The organism is Listeria sp. MAN/IMW/UF464, from assembly GCF_058683955.1.
This window is the reverse complement of the sequence record NZ_JBZWZP010000001.1, coordinates 1,205,343-1,222,450: the sequence shown is the minus strand read 5'-3', so window position 1 is coordinate 1,222,450 and position 17,108 is coordinate 1,205,343. Positions and strand designations below refer to the sequence as shown.

At 36.1% G+C, this 17,108-nt stretch carries 16 protein-coding genes and 1 pseudogene; all 17 read left to right on the top strand.

The annotated features are described in order from the left end of the window. Positions 1-11 precede the first annotated feature (11 nt). Positions 12-758: an SDR family oxidoreductase gene (locus tag AC4PG0_RS06205; protein ID WP_492167833.1), complete on the top strand. Its 747-nt coding sequence runs from the start codon at positions 12-14 to the stop codon at positions 756-758. Between the two features lie 187 nt (positions 759-945). After that, positions 946-1,086, top strand: coding sequence for a hypothetical protein (locus tag AC4PG0_RS06200; protein WP_492167834.1), 141 nt, complete (start codon positions 946-948; stop codon positions 1,084-1,086). 237 nt (positions 1,087-1,323) lie between these two features. Beyond that, positions 1,324-7,941, top strand: coding sequence for a DNRLRE domain-containing protein (locus AC4PG0_RS06195; protein WP_492167835.1), 6,618 nt, complete (start codon positions 1,324-1,326; stop codon positions 7,939-7,941). Positions 7,942-7,959: 18 nt separating this feature from the next. Beyond that, a complete protein-coding gene (locus AC4PG0_RS06190) occupies positions 7,960-8,400 on the top strand; it encodes a hypothetical protein (RefSeq protein WP_033533424.1) in 441 nt (146 codons plus the stop codon). Between the two features lie 98 nt (positions 8,401-8,498). Next, positions 8,499-8,855 (top strand): hypothetical protein, encoded by a 357-nt coding sequence (locus AC4PG0_RS06185; RefSeq protein WP_033533423.1) that lies wholly within the window; start codon positions 8,499-8,501, stop codon positions 8,853-8,855. A 240-nt stretch (positions 8,856-9,095) separates the two neighbouring features. Then, a complete protein-coding gene (locus tag AC4PG0_RS06180) occupies positions 9,096-9,233 on the top strand; it encodes a hypothetical protein (protein ID WP_159105969.1) in 138 nt (45 codons plus the stop codon). 624 nt (positions 9,234-9,857) lie between these two features. Further along, positions 9,858-10,547: a HEAT repeat domain-containing protein gene (locus AC4PG0_RS06175; RefSeq protein WP_003770435.1), complete on the top strand. Its 690-nt coding sequence runs from the start codon at positions 9,858-9,860 to the stop codon at positions 10,545-10,547. A 129-nt stretch (positions 10,548-10,676) separates the two neighbouring features. Then, positions 10,677-11,255 (top strand): hypothetical protein, encoded by a 579-nt coding sequence (locus AC4PG0_RS06170; protein ID WP_233422184.1) that lies wholly within the window; start codon positions 10,677-10,679, stop codon positions 11,253-11,255. A 39-nt stretch (positions 11,256-11,294) separates the two neighbouring features. Beyond that, positions 11,295-11,403, top strand: a pseudogene (locus AC4PG0_RS06165) (RHS repeat domain-containing protein); the annotation flags it as partial. A 58-nt stretch (positions 11,404-11,461) separates the two neighbouring features. Beyond that, positions 11,462-11,914, top strand: a complete 453-nt coding sequence (locus AC4PG0_RS06160; RefSeq protein ID WP_233465120.1) for a hypothetical protein — start codon at positions 11,462-11,464, stop codon at positions 11,912-11,914. 97 nt (positions 11,915-12,011) lie between these two features. Continuing rightward, positions 12,012-12,698, top strand: coding sequence for a hypothetical protein (locus AC4PG0_RS06155; protein ID WP_492167836.1), 687 nt, complete (start codon positions 12,012-12,014; stop codon positions 12,696-12,698). Positions 12,699-12,794: 96 nt separating this feature from the next. Next, the gene (locus tag AC4PG0_RS06150) at positions 12,795-13,349 is read left to right on the top strand and encodes a hypothetical protein (RefSeq protein WP_492167837.1); all 555 of its coding nucleotides are present in this window, start codon (positions 12,795-12,797) and stop codon (positions 13,347-13,349) included. 74 nt (positions 13,350-13,423) lie between these two features. Then, entirely contained in the window at positions 13,424-14,140 is a 717-nt protein-coding gene (locus AC4PG0_RS06145; RefSeq protein ID WP_492167838.1) for a hypothetical protein, read from the top strand. A 675-nt stretch (positions 14,141-14,815) separates the two neighbouring features. Continuing rightward, positions 14,816-15,250, top strand: a complete 435-nt coding sequence (locus AC4PG0_RS06140) for a hypothetical protein (protein WP_492167839.1) — start codon at positions 14,816-14,818, stop codon at positions 15,248-15,250. A 162-nt stretch (positions 15,251-15,412) separates the two neighbouring features. Further along, a complete protein-coding gene (locus tag AC4PG0_RS06135) occupies positions 15,413-16,003 on the top strand; it encodes an Imm64 family immunity protein (RefSeq protein WP_492167840.1) in 591 nt (196 codons plus the stop codon). 26 nt (positions 16,004-16,029) lie between these two features. Then, positions 16,030-16,476, top strand: a complete 447-nt coding sequence (locus tag AC4PG0_RS06130; RefSeq protein ID WP_492167980.1) for a hypothetical protein — start codon at positions 16,030-16,032, stop codon at positions 16,474-16,476. 16 nt (positions 16,477-16,492) lie between these two features. Beyond that, entirely contained in the window at positions 16,493-17,101 is a 609-nt protein-coding gene (locus AC4PG0_RS06125) for a hypothetical protein (RefSeq protein ID WP_203574322.1), read from the top strand. Positions 17,102-17,108 lie beyond the last annotated feature (7 nt).

Genomic DNA, 17,108 nt, shown 5'->3' with positions numbered 1-17,108 from the left:
AGAGATAGCAAATGACAATCAAAAATAAAGTAATTATTATAACCGGAGCATCATCCGGAATTGGTGAAGCAACAGCCATACTTTTAGCCGAAAAAGGGGCGAAATTAGTTCTTGCTGCTCGTCGCGTGGAAAAGCTGGAAAAAATTGTTCAAACCATTAAAGCGAGTTCAGGCGAAGCAATTTTTGCCAAAACGGATGTGACAAAACGCGAAGATAATAAGAAATTAGTAGAATTAGCGATTGAAACATACGGAAAAGTAGATGCAATCTTTTTAAATGCGGGAATCATGCCGAATTCGCCATTATCTGCTTTAAAAGAAGACGAATGGGAGCAAATGGTTGATATTAATATTAAAGGCGTACTGAATGGAATTGCGGCAGTTTTGCCTTCTTTTATCGCCCAAAAATCAGGTCATATCATTGCCACTTCATCTGTTGCAGGTTTAAAAGCATATCCCGGCGGTGCGGTTTATGGCGCGACTAAATGGGCAGTCCGCGATTTAATGGAAGTTTTACGAATGGAGTCAGCCCAAGAAGGCACCAATATCCGCACAGCGACCATTTATCCAGCAGCTATCAATACGGAATTACTAGAAACAATCACGGATAAAGAAACCGAACAAGGAATGACGAACCTCTACAAACAATATGGCGTCACACCAGACCGAATCGCCAGCATCGTCGCCTATGCCATTGACCAACCCGAAGACATCAACGTAAACGAATTCACAGTCGGACCAACGACCCAGCCATGGTAAATAGAAAAGCCTTGAACTGATTGATTATTCGTTCAAGGCTTTTTTGGTATTGCAGGAGAGGATTAAACATGGTATCTTAAATTGAAAGCGCTTAAAAAGGAGACGCACCAATGAACCGTAAACAATTAGAACAACTAAACCAAAAGTGCCTTTCGGGGCAATAGAAACGATTGAAGCGAATTTAGTAATGATTAATACCGTTGCACCAGAAGAATTTCAATCTGACGGGAAATGCTTTATAGAATGCAACCATATTATTGATATTTGTATTGATACAGCGCGACTGAAATTTATTACTTCTTTACTATTAAACGCTAATTATAATTAATAAAATTAATAATTCAAATAAAAAGTAAAAAAATTACAATTTTATTTACCAAAAGCAAAAAATCCATGCTATAATAATTTTGTAATATTAGGAAAAGGACCAGTTTTATCTCAATTAAAACTGGTCCTTTTTTAGAAAGAGAGGGCAGTGAGGTTGTTAGCGGGGAGAAAAAGAAAGAAAAAGAAATAAAGGGTAATACATCGAATGAATTACATTAAAAAAGGGAGAGCTTGATACATGAAAATCCATGCAAAAGCAAAAAAAATCTTAGTGAGTCTGATAGCTATTATGCTATTCCTTTCACTAATACCTGGTTATGCACCAATGGCGGAGGAGACGTCAACTGGGGTAGAAGTACCAGAAAAGAAAGCGGGAGAACAAGCACCAACAGAAGTTAAAGAAGAACGAACAGAAAATGAAGTGGTTTTTGATAACCACGACGGGAGCTTTACAAAACAAATCTTTGCGGATCCTATCAATATGGAAGTTGACGGGGATATGAAGCGCATTGATGCGAATGTGGAGAAAGAAGCAGATTCTGACATGATTGTTCCAAAACAAACCCCATTAGAATTAGGCTTCTTAGAAAAAATGGAAGACGGGGCATATCAGAAACTAACAAAAGCTGGCGCAGAAGTTACTTTTCGCCTAAAAGGAGCACGTACAGGCGAGGATGAAGAAGCTGCAACAGACCAACCAGCGACCTACAAAGAAAATGAAGTTACTTATGAAAACGTATTTCCTAAAACAGATCTACGTCATTTAACTTTTCCACAATCAGTTAAAGAAGACTTAGTACTACATGAACCAAATCAAGTAGATACGTATGTTTATCAAATTGAAACAAAACTAGACTTAGAACTAGCAGAGAATGGCGATGTGCTATTCAAAAATAAATCTGGCGAAACAATGTATACGCTTCCGAAACCAGTTATGACAGATTCCAATGTCGGCGCTGAAACCGGGGAAGCAGCATTATCCGAGAATGTTTCTTTTGAAGTGAAACAACTGACCAAAACAGTGTATGAACTACAATTAAAAGTAGATACAGAATGGCTAAATGATGCCGCTCGCGAGTACCCTGTCTATATTGATCCATCCGTTCGGTTAGATGAAGTTTATAATGCCAATATTAATTCGGCTAAACCATCCGAAACAAACATCGGAAGTAAACTATGGGATTCTGGTCAAAATGCTTATACTTTAAAACTCGGTAAATGGGACAATTCAACAGGAAATAATGCCGCTTTTTTAAAAATGGACACATCTACTTTAAACAAAGCGACTATTTCTAAAGCAACATTGAAAGTCTATAACATTTGGCATATGTCCCCAACGGTTAAAAATGATCTTTGGTATTACGAGGCAAATGCAAAATGGTCTCCGTGGCAAGTGACTTGGAATACAGCTCCTGCATCGACACGGATTGGCAGTGTCAATGTTGGTCGAGGTGAGTGGGCGAATTTAGACGTTACTAAAACGGTTCAAGCGTGGGCAACTGGTGCTCGAGTGAACAACGGTTTCCGCTTAGCAACTAATAGCGAACAAAACTATTGGAAAAAATTAGTAGCAAGTGAAAATAATAAAAATTATCCTTATTTGGAAGTAAATTATACGTACGCACAACCAGAAAAACCCACTGTAAAAACGGCCTCAGACGGTGTTGGAACTGGAACAGGATACATGGATTTATCGTGGAAAGCGGTTCCCGGTGCGACTAGTTATAATATTGTTATTTCTAATGGATATAACTATGAATACTTTAATACAGGAAGTTCAGCTACTACATGGAGTACGAAAGGCAAGAAAATCTTCCCAACAGCGGCTGAAATTGCTAATGGTGATTTTGAATTCCACCATGATGGCAAAGGCGCTGAGTTCGCTCTTGATCCACGGGCACAATATGAAAATGCCTTTCAAGCCGGAAGTACTTTTGGCCTGCGTAATTTAACGCGTTATCTAGTTAGGGTTCAAGCAGTTTATCCAGGCGGAGAAAGCCCTACATCTGATCTCGTTTTCGCCTATATGCCAATCGAAAAACCACAACCTCCTGCTGCGAAAGCATATTCAAACTTAGCGCATAAAGAAACAGGATACGTGGAACTTAACTGGGAAAAGAGCCCAATGGCGGATGGCTACAAAGTACTCGTCTTCAATGGGAAAGCCTACGAAGAATACGATGTCGGCGCAGAAACAAAGTGGACGACACAAAACAAAGGTATTTGGCCAACCAAAGAAGAAATTGCTGAAGGGAAATACGCTCTACACCATGACGGAAAAGGCGCAGAACTCGCAAAAGACCCTTCCCCAGTGTATACCAATTCTGGCGGAAATTATAAAGAGCGCACAAACTACTGGTTCCGCGTTATCGCTTATCAAAAAGCAGGAAATAACACAACAAGCGTGCAATCAGAACCAGCCACACCATCTATTCCAGAGGCACTCAATAAACAACTAGGAATGGTTGATTACTGGACAAGTGTGCCAGTTCGTGGCGGCGAAGTGAACGCTACAAACGGAAACTTTTTATTCCATGAAACAGATTTCAACTTAGAAGGGCGCGGTCCAAGCATTAATGTCGACCGTACATTTAATAGTCAAGATGATGCAACTGGCATTTTCGGTAAAGGCTGGACAAGTACGCTCGAAGAAAAACTCGTAGAAGAAGAAAACGGTAATATCGTTTGGGTGGAATCGGACAAGAAAATCCATCGTTTCACTAAAAAAGGCGATAAATACGAGGCACCACCAGGCATTTACTCCGAGATTACTAAAAATGCAGATGGCTATTTGAAAATAGAAGAAGATAAGTCAGAAACACGCTTTTTAGTTGATGGACGATTAAAATCCGAAAAAGACACAAAAGGTAACGAATTAACATACGAATATACTGACGGCAAACTCACAAGCTTGCGCGACGCTTCCGGACGTACCGTTACTCTCACGTATGAAGGCGAGCTAGTAAAAGAACTTGTCGGACCAGAAGACCGTAAAATCAGCTACACATATAATGACAAACAAGAGCTAATCAGTTCATCCACTGCCCGCGGGAAAATATATCGTTACGGCTACACAGACGGCTTATTAACCTCAATTTACGATCCAAAACATACAGAAGAAAAACCATACGAAACAACTTTTGCCTATGAAGAAGAAAAATTAACAGAAATAACCGATCCAGTCGGCAAAAAAACAACACTTTCTTATGACAAAGCAGAACAACAAACAACTTTAACAAACGAGAAAAAGAAGAAAACCATTTATTCCTACAATGATGCTGGAAATCCAAAGAAAGAAATTGTAGATGCAGATGGTCTCAAACTCACAACGACCTACACGTATGAATCAAATAACCTAGTAAAAGAAGTGAATCCTAAGGGGCAAGAAGAAACGTACGCTTACGATGCAGATGGTAATATTACGAAAGCGACAGATGCTTACGGAACAGAATCATATACTTACAATGATAATAACGATGTAACGAGCTCAACCGATACAGAGGGACGCAAAACAACCGTTACCTATGACGGAGCAGATGCGGTATCAGAAACACTTGCGACAGAATCCCAAGTATCCTCTGTAACACAGTATGATGCCTATGGAAACCCAATTCGCGGTAGTGGCGAACTTTCTTCCGGCGGTAACTTACTTCAAAACAGCGGCTTTGAAAAAGGAGCAGGAGTTTCCAACTGGACACTGATTCAATCTGATGCAAAAGGAAGCATGACATTCGATAACACACAGTCAGCGCCAGGAGCACTTGGCGGTAGTGGTTCCGTTAAACTAACGAGTGAAGCAAATTCTACCGTAAAAGGCTATTCATCCGTTACCCAACGCGTCGATGTAGAACCAGAAACCACGTATACATTTAGCGCCTGGATTAAAACATCCGGAATGACAAACGCCGACGCACTTCTCATTGGCCGTTTACAAGATGCGAATGCAAAAGACGTTACCGATGCCGGCGTATGGCAATCCAACCGCGCCACATCGATCAAAAAGAACGGCGACTGGGTAAAACGCCAACTAACCTTTAAAACATCTAAAAACACACGCCAAGTCTTGCTTTATTTGGACAACGAACAACCAGCTCCACATAAAGGAAAAGGAACGATTTGGTACGACAATGTTCAATTTGAAAAAGGCAGTGTTGCTTCCAGTTACAACCCGGTAGTCAATAACAGCTTTGAGAATCATAATGGAACACTTCCGACTGGATGGATGCGTACAGGTAATACCGCGCTGACGCAAGCAAAAGTAGTCGATAATGAAAGCCACAGCGGTGATAGCGCCGTTTACTTCGAGCGAAAAGCGACAAGTGAAGCCCACACGCATATTGTTCAAGATGTACAGGTAAATCAAAAAGAAGCCAAAGCATTAACCATTTCCGCACTATCCAAATCAGAAGACGCTAAAGCAAACGGTTCTGTTGCAACGATGTCGAACGATTATTCGATATGGGGAACAATATATTATCAAGATGGCACAACTTCTTCTGTACAAGGTCAATTCCCACTCGGAACGAACGACTGGAACCGAAGTGCTGTAGTTGTTAAACCGACCAAACCAGTCAAAATGATTAAAGTTTACACCATATTCCGCAATGGTTTAACTGGAAAAGCTTGGTTTGACGATGTACGTGTCATAGAAGGCGAAGTATTAACAAAAAATGAATATGACGCTTCCGGCAACTATGTAACAGCCAGCTATGACGAAGAAGGCCGCAAAATCAGCTTCACTTACGATATTTACGGCAATAAAACATCCGAAACAGACGAAAAAGGCAACAAAAAAACTTTAACTTATGATGCAGACAACGCACTTATAGACACCAAACTAGCGAACGGCACATCCGTATCCTATAAGTACGACGACAATGGCAACACCACCGAAAAAAATGTCACTGCATCTGGCAAAACGCAAAAAAATATCTATGAATATGACGTAGATAACAAAATCACCGCATTTACCGACGCACTTAATCGCACAATCAAGTACGAATACGATGCAGCAGGTAATGAAACAAAAGCAATCATGCCAAATGGTCGCGTAACCGAAAGCACATACGATTCCGCTGACCGTATGGACGGGATCAAATGGAATGATAAACTAGCATTTAAATTCCAATACGATCCAAACGGCAACCAAACAAAAGTAACCGACGAAATTAACAGCATCGTAACCGACAAAACCTACGACGATGCCAACCGAATCACCAAAGTAGCCGAACGAGGTGGCGACGTAAGCTACACTTACAAAGACAAACCAACAAAAGACAACAAAGGAAAAACAGACAAAGTCGGCGAAGTAGCCATTAACCACGGCGACTACACAGCAAAAACAAGCTACACATACAACGACTTAGACCGAAATACCCGCGTAAACGATGGAAGCAAAAACGCCTATTTCGAGTTTGACGAATTTGGAAACATCAACGTCTACACAGCAGGAAACGGCACCGCAGCCAACTACACCTACGATAGCACCCAAAAAGTCACCAACGCAGCTATTAGTAGTGCAAGCGGCACCCAAATTTTAGACGAAAACTACACCTATGACGCAGCAAGCAATCGCACAAGCATCGACAACAAACAAGACGGAAAAACAACCTACGAATACGATGCAGTCAACCAACTAACCAAAGAAACACTACCAGACGGCACCGTAAAAGCATACACATACGATGGCTTCGGAAACCGCACACAAGTAGCAATCAGCGGAAGCGAGACAAAAACAATTGCCGCAAGTTATAATGATGGTAATCAACTGGTTTCGTGGAACGGAGAAGCGCTGACGTATGACGCCAATGGTAACCGTACAAGCGATGGCAAGTACACGTATACATGGGATACCGGGGACCGTTTAAGCAGCATCACGAAAAAAGGTGAGAGCGAGCCGTTTACGAGTTATACGTACGATGATGATAACCGCCGCTTGTCGAAAACGGTCGATGGAGTGACGACGAATTATCATTATGATGGCGACAGTATTGATGTTCTGTATGAGACTGATGGTGATGGAAAAGTAGTTCGTCAGTATGTTTATTCGGATGATAATGTTCGTTTAGCGATGAAGATGAATGGCAAAACCCTCTATTATCACTATAATGCGCATGGCGACGTAATTGCGCTCACAGATGAAGCAGGTAAAATTGTCGCAGAATATGCGTATGATGCTTGGGGAAATGTGCTGAAAAACACTGCCTCTACAAAAGAAGCCAAAGCCAATCCTTATGCATATGCGGGATATACGTATGACAAGGAAATCGAACAATATTACTTGATGGCGCGTTACTACGAACCAGAGCAAGGTGTGTTTACCGCTTACGATCCAGACCCAGGCGATGAAGACGACCCGCAGACGATGAATGGGTATAATTATGCGAATAATAATCCAGTGATGATGGTTGACCCGGATGGGAATTGGGCATGGCTCATTCCAGCTGCTATGACTGCCGGTAAGTTTATTTATAAGTTTAGAAAGCCTATTGCAAAATATGGTAAAAAAGGTGCTAAATGGGTAGGGAAAACTGCTAAAAAGGGCGCCAAATGGGTAGGGAAAACTGCTAAAAAAGGTGCTAAATGGGTAGGTAAGACTGCTAAAAAAGCTTGGGGAAAAGTTCCATATAAAATTCATAAAGTTGGAAAAATAAAAGGGGAAGGTACTACCGATAAGGGATACTGGGGAATAATTTATTCTAAGAAAAGAAAAACTGGTAGAAGAATTTATAGGAGTGTGGAACTCCATACACCTCATAATGAACATGGCTGGCACATTCAAAGGAACAAGTATTCCAGGTACAATGGAAAATGGCAACGTGGAGGAGTTGCCAAACGAAAAACCGTAAAAAAATAATCGTTTAGGAGTGATACAATGATATACAGTATAGGTATGACTACCATGGATTCATATGATGAAAAAGAACAAGAGTATTTTAGTATTATGTCTGAAATAAGAACGGTGGTAAATCCACTATTTGATAAATATGATATATATGAATATACAGTAGATAGAAAGAAGCGAAGTGATCTAGCATTCCCATTAAAGCCAAAGCGTTTTCTAAATATTTTTAAGGCAGAGCCGCTGAGGGAAAACCCTGGAATAATGGAATATAACAAATTTATAATTGTAACTAAAGGAGTAGATATAAAGACATTACTCAGCGGAGTGTCAGACCTTAATAGACGTGAAAACATTGAATATTTTTTAGTGCAAAATACAATTATGACTTACCAGATTCTAGAAGGCGAAGTAATCAATTTCTATGCAAAAGATTTGAAATTTTTAATTGAAGAATTAGCGCTTGAAGTCTAATGTTAATGGTTTTAGTTTATCGAATCTAAAATTAATCTTGATGGACTATGTATAGGAGAGAGATAATCATTATGAATATTATAGTATAGGAGACAATCATGGTTGAGTTTATTATCCATATATTAATAAATTTTATTACATTTGCAATTTGTGTCATACCTTTTTATCTTTCAGAAAAAACTAAAGGTATCTTGGAAAAAATAGGTGGAAGCATATTTTTTGCGGGGCTTATAATAGTTGGAACGGGTATTTATATAAGCAATAGTTATACCCTGAAATCATATATTTATGTGATTTTGGTAGTGCAAATAATTATTTTGTGCATCGACCTTATATTTGTGTTATGGAGTAAAAGTAAAGGAAAGTCTACAATTTTATCTATCCTATCAGCAACATTAGCTATAGGTGCGTTGGGGGTATATATTTATTACGTCGTAGCGAGCTTTATTTATTGAATAAGGGCTTATAGGTGGAATTCTAAAATCAAGTAATTATTATGTCATAGCGGTTAATGAAAAATAAACTTGGATGCAAAATGTTTTTGTGAAATACTGCTTCAAAATGTCAAGAAGCAACTAAATAAGTAGCCACTTGTTCATCACGCAAAGACGATTTTTTTGCTGGTTACATTGAAGCTATTACCACGAACGACATCATGTTTAGCGTAAGGCGTTCTGATGGTTAAGAGGGAGGGGATGTTTTTTTCATTAGGAACAGTGTATCGAATAGAAATTGATACAACCTATTTGAACATCGCAGAACTGCTCGTTAAACATCTCAACCAAGCAAAAATTTCTATTCGAAATCGTATCAGATTGTGTATTCAAAAATGAAGAGCTGGTCGGTATGGACATCATTTGAAACGAAATACTACAAGTGGTTAGGCTCATTGCCAAACGAATATGAAGGTCAATTAGACGGAAAACGCTGGATAAAAAAACAAATATCTTCTCTATTGGTTTCGGTGCTAGCATAGAACAAGATTTGATGAACAAACTAAAAAATTGAGAATAAGCCTTTCACTTATACAGGGAGGGCTTATTCTTTAAAAAGCTAATCAGGATTATTGATTTATAGGTATGAAGAAAATAATGTTAGACAAAAATCACTCATGCATTACATGAGACGAATATTTACCCTCCTATTAAGATGACTCTAGCATAACTGAAGCAGAACAAAATTATATTTATTTTTTCAAAAGTCCAGAACATATTTCAGAGCAAGAACTACAAGATATATGTGTTATTTTTTGTGAGTATATAATTTCTATTTATTTTTAGAAGGAGACACTACCTCAGATGAAAGTAAACTATTTTTATATAAAGAAAAAAGGAATTAAAGCCTAGAAAACATATAGAAATAGAGGCTGAAATGATAGTGATTCCACCAGTTTTAGACACCACAGCAATAGAAATAATTTCAAATGAACTACTAAAACATAACGAAGGAGAAACCCATTGGATGCGAAACAATTACTCCAAACATTAAAAAATACTCCAAATGAAACTCAAATGCTAAAAATTATACCAAAACTAGGCAAATACGCAAAAGGAAAAACAGTCGAAAATGCGCTAGTCAGTCTATCAGAATCAAGTTCTGAGAAAATTCGAGCTGCTGCGATAGACGCTTTACTAACTAACTCTCATAATCGCATCAAGAAATTAGTAATGGCTCATATGACTGATACAAATGAGGTTAAAACAAAGTGTTTCGAGTATATGGGTTATCACAGGATGAAGCAAGCAGAGCTTATTCTTTTAGCACATTTAAATGACGCTGATCGTTGGGTTCGGTATTTTGCAATTTTAAATCTTGGTGATTTGGGGGCTTATGACGTAATAGAGGATGTAGAAAAACATTTAGAAAATGAAACCAGTGACGTGGTGAAATCTGGATGTTACTCCACCTTGGTTTTATTAAGTGAGACGGAAGCTGAAAAGGATTGTTATGAACAAAAACTAATCCAATTACTAAATTCATCCGATGAAGTAGCACGATATGTAACGATTAATAATTTAGCAGATCTAAAAAACCATCTCAAAAGAGAGCAAATAATTAATGCTTTTTATGCTCGCCTGCAAATTGAATCAGATGAAGAAAATATAACTACACTAAAAAACGCAATTCGGTCATTGAAATATTGGTGAGAATTAATTTGATAACACGAAATAGGATGAAGTTCTTGGCTTTAAAGATGGAAAAGTACTAAATGAAAAACAACTAGATAATTTTCGGAAAATCCTGACTCAAGAAAAGGGGATAATTAATTGGAAAAAATGACACTGAAAAAGAAGACCTATGCTAACTTTAATAAAGAATTTGCTAAGGTATTTAATTCAGATAATTCCCTACCTGAAAATATTTTTAATACTAAGTTCCATAATTTTTTCGTTTATGATATGGATTATTTTTACGAAGAAACAGGTTGGGAATGGATTTTACAAATTTCATCTAATAACAAAGTGAAAAACTTGTTATTTACCAGCGCAACTGAAAAAAATTCAAACTATACTATAGCCGAGATTCCTACTTCGCTTAATCCTAAACAGATTATAGAGCAAATGGATATTTTAGAAAACGAATCTGAGGATAAAAAGAACACCTTCTATTTAACCTTCAATGAAGCTTGTTTGTTTTCTAATGCAAGTAATTGGGGACTATATTTTGTTAATGAATTTAATTTCGTTATTTTAGCTCTGGAGGAAGATTTTCCAGAACAAAATACATTTTCCCATTTAGAAAGTATGACTAAAGAGGAATTTACCAAACATTTTCAAGAATGGTCCGTTTGGCTTGAAAAAGATAATTTGAATTTTTTAAAAGAATTTAATAAAGTGTTTTTTGCTAAAAATTAAGTGATTATGAAACAACCCTAAGGAAGAACCAAAAATGTTCACGCGGGATACACGTATGACAAGGAAATCGAACAATATTACTTGATGGCGCGTATATGGACTAGAGAAAGGCGTATTTACAGCATACGATTCAGACCCAAGCGATGAATGAGTATGCTTGTAAATATGGAAAAAAGGAAGTGATAGGGACGATGAAGCTCAAAAAAATGGATGAAGATTATATAAAAGAGTTTTCAACTGAGATAGGAATTGTAGGTTGTGATGCAATATATATTTATGAGTTTGATGAAGAAAACGAAATAGATAGTATTTGTAAAGAATTCGGAAATCAAATGCGTACAATTTATTTGCTTGATGATTTTGAAGTAGATGATAGACCAGATTTAGAAAATTTAGAAGATGGATTTTTTCGTTTGGATTTAAAAAATACTAGTTTCAATATGAAGAAATGGTTGATTCAGCTGTTTTTATATAGTTCAAGTTCAACACAGCTAAACCGTTTATTTCTTTTAAAACCTAGTGAAGAAAACCAGAACATATCTAAAAAAATCCAAATGAAATATAACCAAATTATCATCGTACCCGTTTTCGATGTGACAGCAGTAGCATTATTTGGCAAGGGGAGTGAAGCAATAGCTTTTTTAGAATCATTCTACTAAACATAAGTTGGTGTGTTACAGAAAATGTTCACAAAAATAATGCATAAAAGATCACTAAAATGCCAAGAAGCAAAATAGCCACTGCGGAGGTTAAATCATGATGAATCAAGAACTTATCAAACTACATGAGATCCTACTGAAGGATATTTCCAATTTAGATGATGCTGAAAAAATCTCCATCATTCAAGAACGAATTACACAAGCTTTAAATCTAGATAAACGTAGATGGAATGAAAAAATGCTTTCTAATGTTTCTATTCGAACAAAAAAAGCAACCCGCCCAAAAATGCAAGAGGGAGATGTGTACGAAATTTATTTAGAAGAAGTAAACGTATATGGCTATGTAGCTATACTAAAATTGGAAGATGATTTCTCCGTATTTGGGCTCTTTAATTATTTCAGTAAGTTACCGGAGAAGCTTGAAAAACTAATGGCTAAACTAACTAGAGAAAATATTTTTATGTTTGCCGATTCAGGTTACTCAGGGATTATTCGCAAAGAGTGGAAGAAAGTAACCAATTTAACCTTTGATTGGCAAGTGGATTTTGCTAAATTAGAATATCTTAAAGTAGAAAACGGAGGAATCTTACGCCCTAATGAACGGCACTATTTTAAAAGTGTAGGGCATCCAAATAATGGAAATTATATGCGAATTGATTACAAAGAAGCCGTAAATATAAATAATCCATATGGAATATTTGGTCAACATTGGATTGAGGGATATTTGGTAGGTGCGTTTAGAGGGAAGAAACTTATGGAGATGGAGGAAGAGGGCTTGAGTTAGGTGAAGTATGATTAAGAGCTCGTAAAGGAATAAATACTAGTTTTAAATGAGTGTTCATTAAAAGTAAAAAACAAATTAGCTCAGGAGGAACCAAAAATGTCCACAAAATTCATGTACGAAAGATTACTAAAATGCCAAGAAGCAAATAAACTAGTAGCCATCTACGCATCACGCGAAGACGAATATTTCGAGGCGGGCTACATTGAAGCAGTTACAGCGAGTGATGTTATGTTTCGCTCGCGACGTTCGGACGGTTACGAAGAGGGACATGTTGTTCTTCCGTTAGAATTAGTGTACCGAATAGAAATTGACACAGCACATTTAAAAACAGCTGAACTACTCGCAAAACATCTTAATCAACCAATCAGCTCAGGATTATTTGAGAAAGCACCAAACAAAAAGCATTCTCTTTTCGAAATTGCCGCTGATTATGTATACCAAAGTAAAGAGATAATCTTTATTGACATCATAGGCGACGAGACGCCAGCAATTGGAATGATCACTGAAAACGAATATGAAGGATTAGAAATTACTTTAGTGGATGACGAAGGTCGATTAGATGGAACTTGTTGGATAAAAAAAGAAGATATTCTAGCCCTGCGTTTCGGCGGCAGTGTAGAACAAGATTTGATGAACAAACTAAAAAAATAAACTAAGAATAAGCCCTCCATTTATACAGGGAGGGCTTATTCTAAAAGTAAGAGAACCACTGTGGAGGTTAAATCATGATGAATAAAGAACTTATCAAACTGCATGAGATACTACTAAAGGATATTTCCAATTTAGATGATGCTGAAAAAATCTCCATCATTCAAGAGCGAATTACACAAGCCTTAAATCTAGATAAACGCAGATGGGATGAGAAAATGCTTTCCAATGTTTCCATTCGCACAAAAAAAGCAACCCGACCGAAAATGCAGGTGGGAGATGTGTACGAAATTTATTTAGAAGAAGTAAACGTATATGGCTATGTAGCTATACTAAAATTGGAAGATGATAAAGAGGAAGATGATTTCTCCGTATTTGGGCTCTTTAATTATTTCAGTAAATTACCGGAGAAGCTTGAAAAAATAATAGCTAAATTAACTAGAGAAAATATCTTTATGTTTGCCGATTCAGGTTACTCAGGGATTATTCGCAAAGAGTGGAAGAAAGTAACCAATTTAACCTTTGATTGGCAAGTGGATTTCGCTAAATTAGAATATCTTAAAGTAGATAACGGAGGAATCTTACGCCCTAATGAACGGCACTATTTTAAAAGTGTAGGGCATCCAAACAATGGAAATTATATGCGAATTGATTACAAAGAAGCCGTAAACATTAATAATCCATATGGAACAATTGGTCAACATGGAATTGAGTGGTATATGGTGGAGACGTTTACAGGAAAGAAACTTATTGAAATAGTGGAAGAGGGCTTGAGTCAGGTGAAGTATGATTAAGAATTCGAAAAGAAATCTATACTAATTTTAAATGGGTATTCATCAAAAATAAAAAGAAGAAAATAACCAAATTAGGAGATTGAAATGGATTCAGTTTTGAAATTAATAATGGATTTGGAATTCATCAGCATAATTATAATGTGTATAGTTATTATAGATTTTAAGAAAGACAACTTCTTTTCTAGGTGTATGCAAGTATTAATATTGTTAACTTTATTTGTGGTTACGGGAATAACTATCTACTTTTAAGAAGGTTAGGGGATAATATGCTACTTGTGATAATAATATATTTTGTTTTTCTACTTATATTAATTATTGGCTATGAAACGAGACGTAAGAAAAACAATAAAACCGTCCTTAGCAATATAGCTATCATTATTTTCCTGCTAGCCCTTATAGTTTATTGTATAATGCTAGTCCCTCGGTTGGGCATTTAAGGAATGAAAGTCGCTATAGAAGTTAAGAACAAATTATTTTTATACTTAGCTTTAAACTTAAAGAAAAAGCTTTTAAAGTACAGTTTGTTATAACATTGGTAACGGTGTTTGTCTGTTTTCTTACATATGTAATATTGTTTGTTTATAGGTTCTATATTCTTTTCTAACCCATGCAAGGAATAAAAAATTTTAGAAAGACTATTGCAAAATGCACTGAAAAAACGTGAGGAGTGACAACATGATATACAGTATAGGTATGACTACCATGGAGTCGTATGATGAAAAAGAACAAGAGTATTTTAGTATCATGCCCGAAATAAGAACGGTGGTAAATACGCTATTTGATAAATATGACATATATGAATATACAGTAGATAGAAAGAAGCGAAGTGATCTAACATTTCCATTAAAGCCTAAGCGTTTTCTAAACATTTTTAAGACAGAGCCGATGAGAGAGAACCCTGAAGTGATGGTATATAACAAATTTATAATTGTAACTAAAGGAGTAGATATAAAGGCATTACTTAGCGGAATATCAGACCTTAATAGACGCGAAAACATTGAATATTTTTTAGTGCAAAATACAATCATGACTTACCAGATTCTAGAAGGCGAAGTAATTAATTTCTATGCAAAAGATTTGAAATTTTTAGTTGATGAATTAGCTTTATAGCAGTAGACGATGTGAGGTAAATAATTGCCAAGTTAATATAAGTCAAAGTCATTTATATATAAAATTTCAGAGTTAGAAGACCTACTGGGGCTTATCCTAGCAAGTGTGTCAGAGCTGTGAAATTCAGAATGAAGGAGAAAAAAATTTTTAGGAGGTGTGTGAATGTCTAGTTTCATATCTTCAGGATGTGTATATAAACAAAGTTTATATAAAAACCTAGTCAAAAATTATATTGATTTGATAAGTAGTACAGCAAATGTGGAAATTGAAAATGTAGTTTGTTACAGTCCGGAAAGTGACTTATCTAGCACTAAAAATTTGGAAGAAGTGAAAAAAGATAATAGTTTTTCAAAAGTGACTCATATTAATTGCAAGCAGATAAGAGATGATTGGGAATTTGTTGTACGTTTCTATGAGGAACATAACTATCAAGGAGTTTTATTTGATCTATCTTATGATTATTTGCCCGAGATGTTTTCACCAAAAAGTTTGGAAAATAAATTAATCAATATTTTAATAACTATTTATTCATATTATCCTTATTATTTTAGTTTTATTGACACAGAAGCAGAAGTGGATATGTTCCATAATCCTAGGAATATAGAACCTCTTGAAAGCCCGTATGCAACATTAATTCTCCCAAAGAATGATGACTTTCATGTGTATCTAAATACTTGGGAAATTGACGGTATAAGTGAGAGGAAGAAAAAGCATTATGTTATTAAGAATACACCATCCCATCGAACAAACTAAAAAAAGAATTGGAGAAACAGAGATAAATGATTCATTTAAAAGGTATAACTACTGCTGGTGCTTATGATAATCAAGGTAAATATTTAGAAGAAATTCATGAAGATATTGAAAAAATAATGAAGCGGCTAATTCTTCAATTTGATATATATCAATTTCATATTTCCAGTAATTTTGAGGCAGCTGCTGATAAATCAGTCCTTGTGAAACAAACTAGATTTAAAAAGACATATATTCATTTTTATAAAGAGGATGAAGAACGATTTAAAGAGGGATCTAGCTATGACCAGTATTTTTTAGTAGAAAAAGATTGCGACATCTCTGAGCAGATAGATAAATTAGAGCTTAGCGAAATACCAAGGATAGAAAATATACGAGCCAAATTGTTATCCGTTTTCCCATTATTAGTCGTTTTATCAGATTCAAGTGAGTTAATGGCGTATTCAATGGAAAAATCGAATTTAGAGCTGATATAGATTCAGGAGGGATAAAGTGGGAAATCAAAAACAATTTATTGATTACTTTGAAGTTAAAGGGATTGCTAAATTTCGAAATAAGATACATAAAGCCTATAGAAATCTAACATTTCCAGAGCTAGACTTCCCGTATTGTGTACCTGACAAAGAATATAACTATTTATATTTTCCATTAGATGCTTTTGAAAATACGGAAGAAGGCAATCGAATTTTATCCGTACTTTTGTTAGATAAAGAAAAAGATATATATTTTCACTCAGATGTTTTTGGAATGTTTTTAACAAGTTGGCTATTACTTGGAAAACTAAAAATAAAAAGTATAAATGAATGGGATGGGGTATTCAGCGAGAACATCCTCACAAAAGGATCAAGAAATCCCATTAATTTAGTTGATATTAGCCCTACTATATTCCTGCTAGATGGGAGTATATTAATAAAATTTGATCGTAGTTCTCATTTAGTCATCATTGGATTTTCTAAAAAAATAGAGCAAATGAATAGTGAGATTCGGCTTTCTAAAGATGAAGTGGTAGATTATTTTATTAAAAAAGATGCAGCAGATGAATCAGAAGCAGCAGATTTTAAAGAAGCATATTTAAAAAACTACTATTCAGTGAGCATTTAAGACTAAA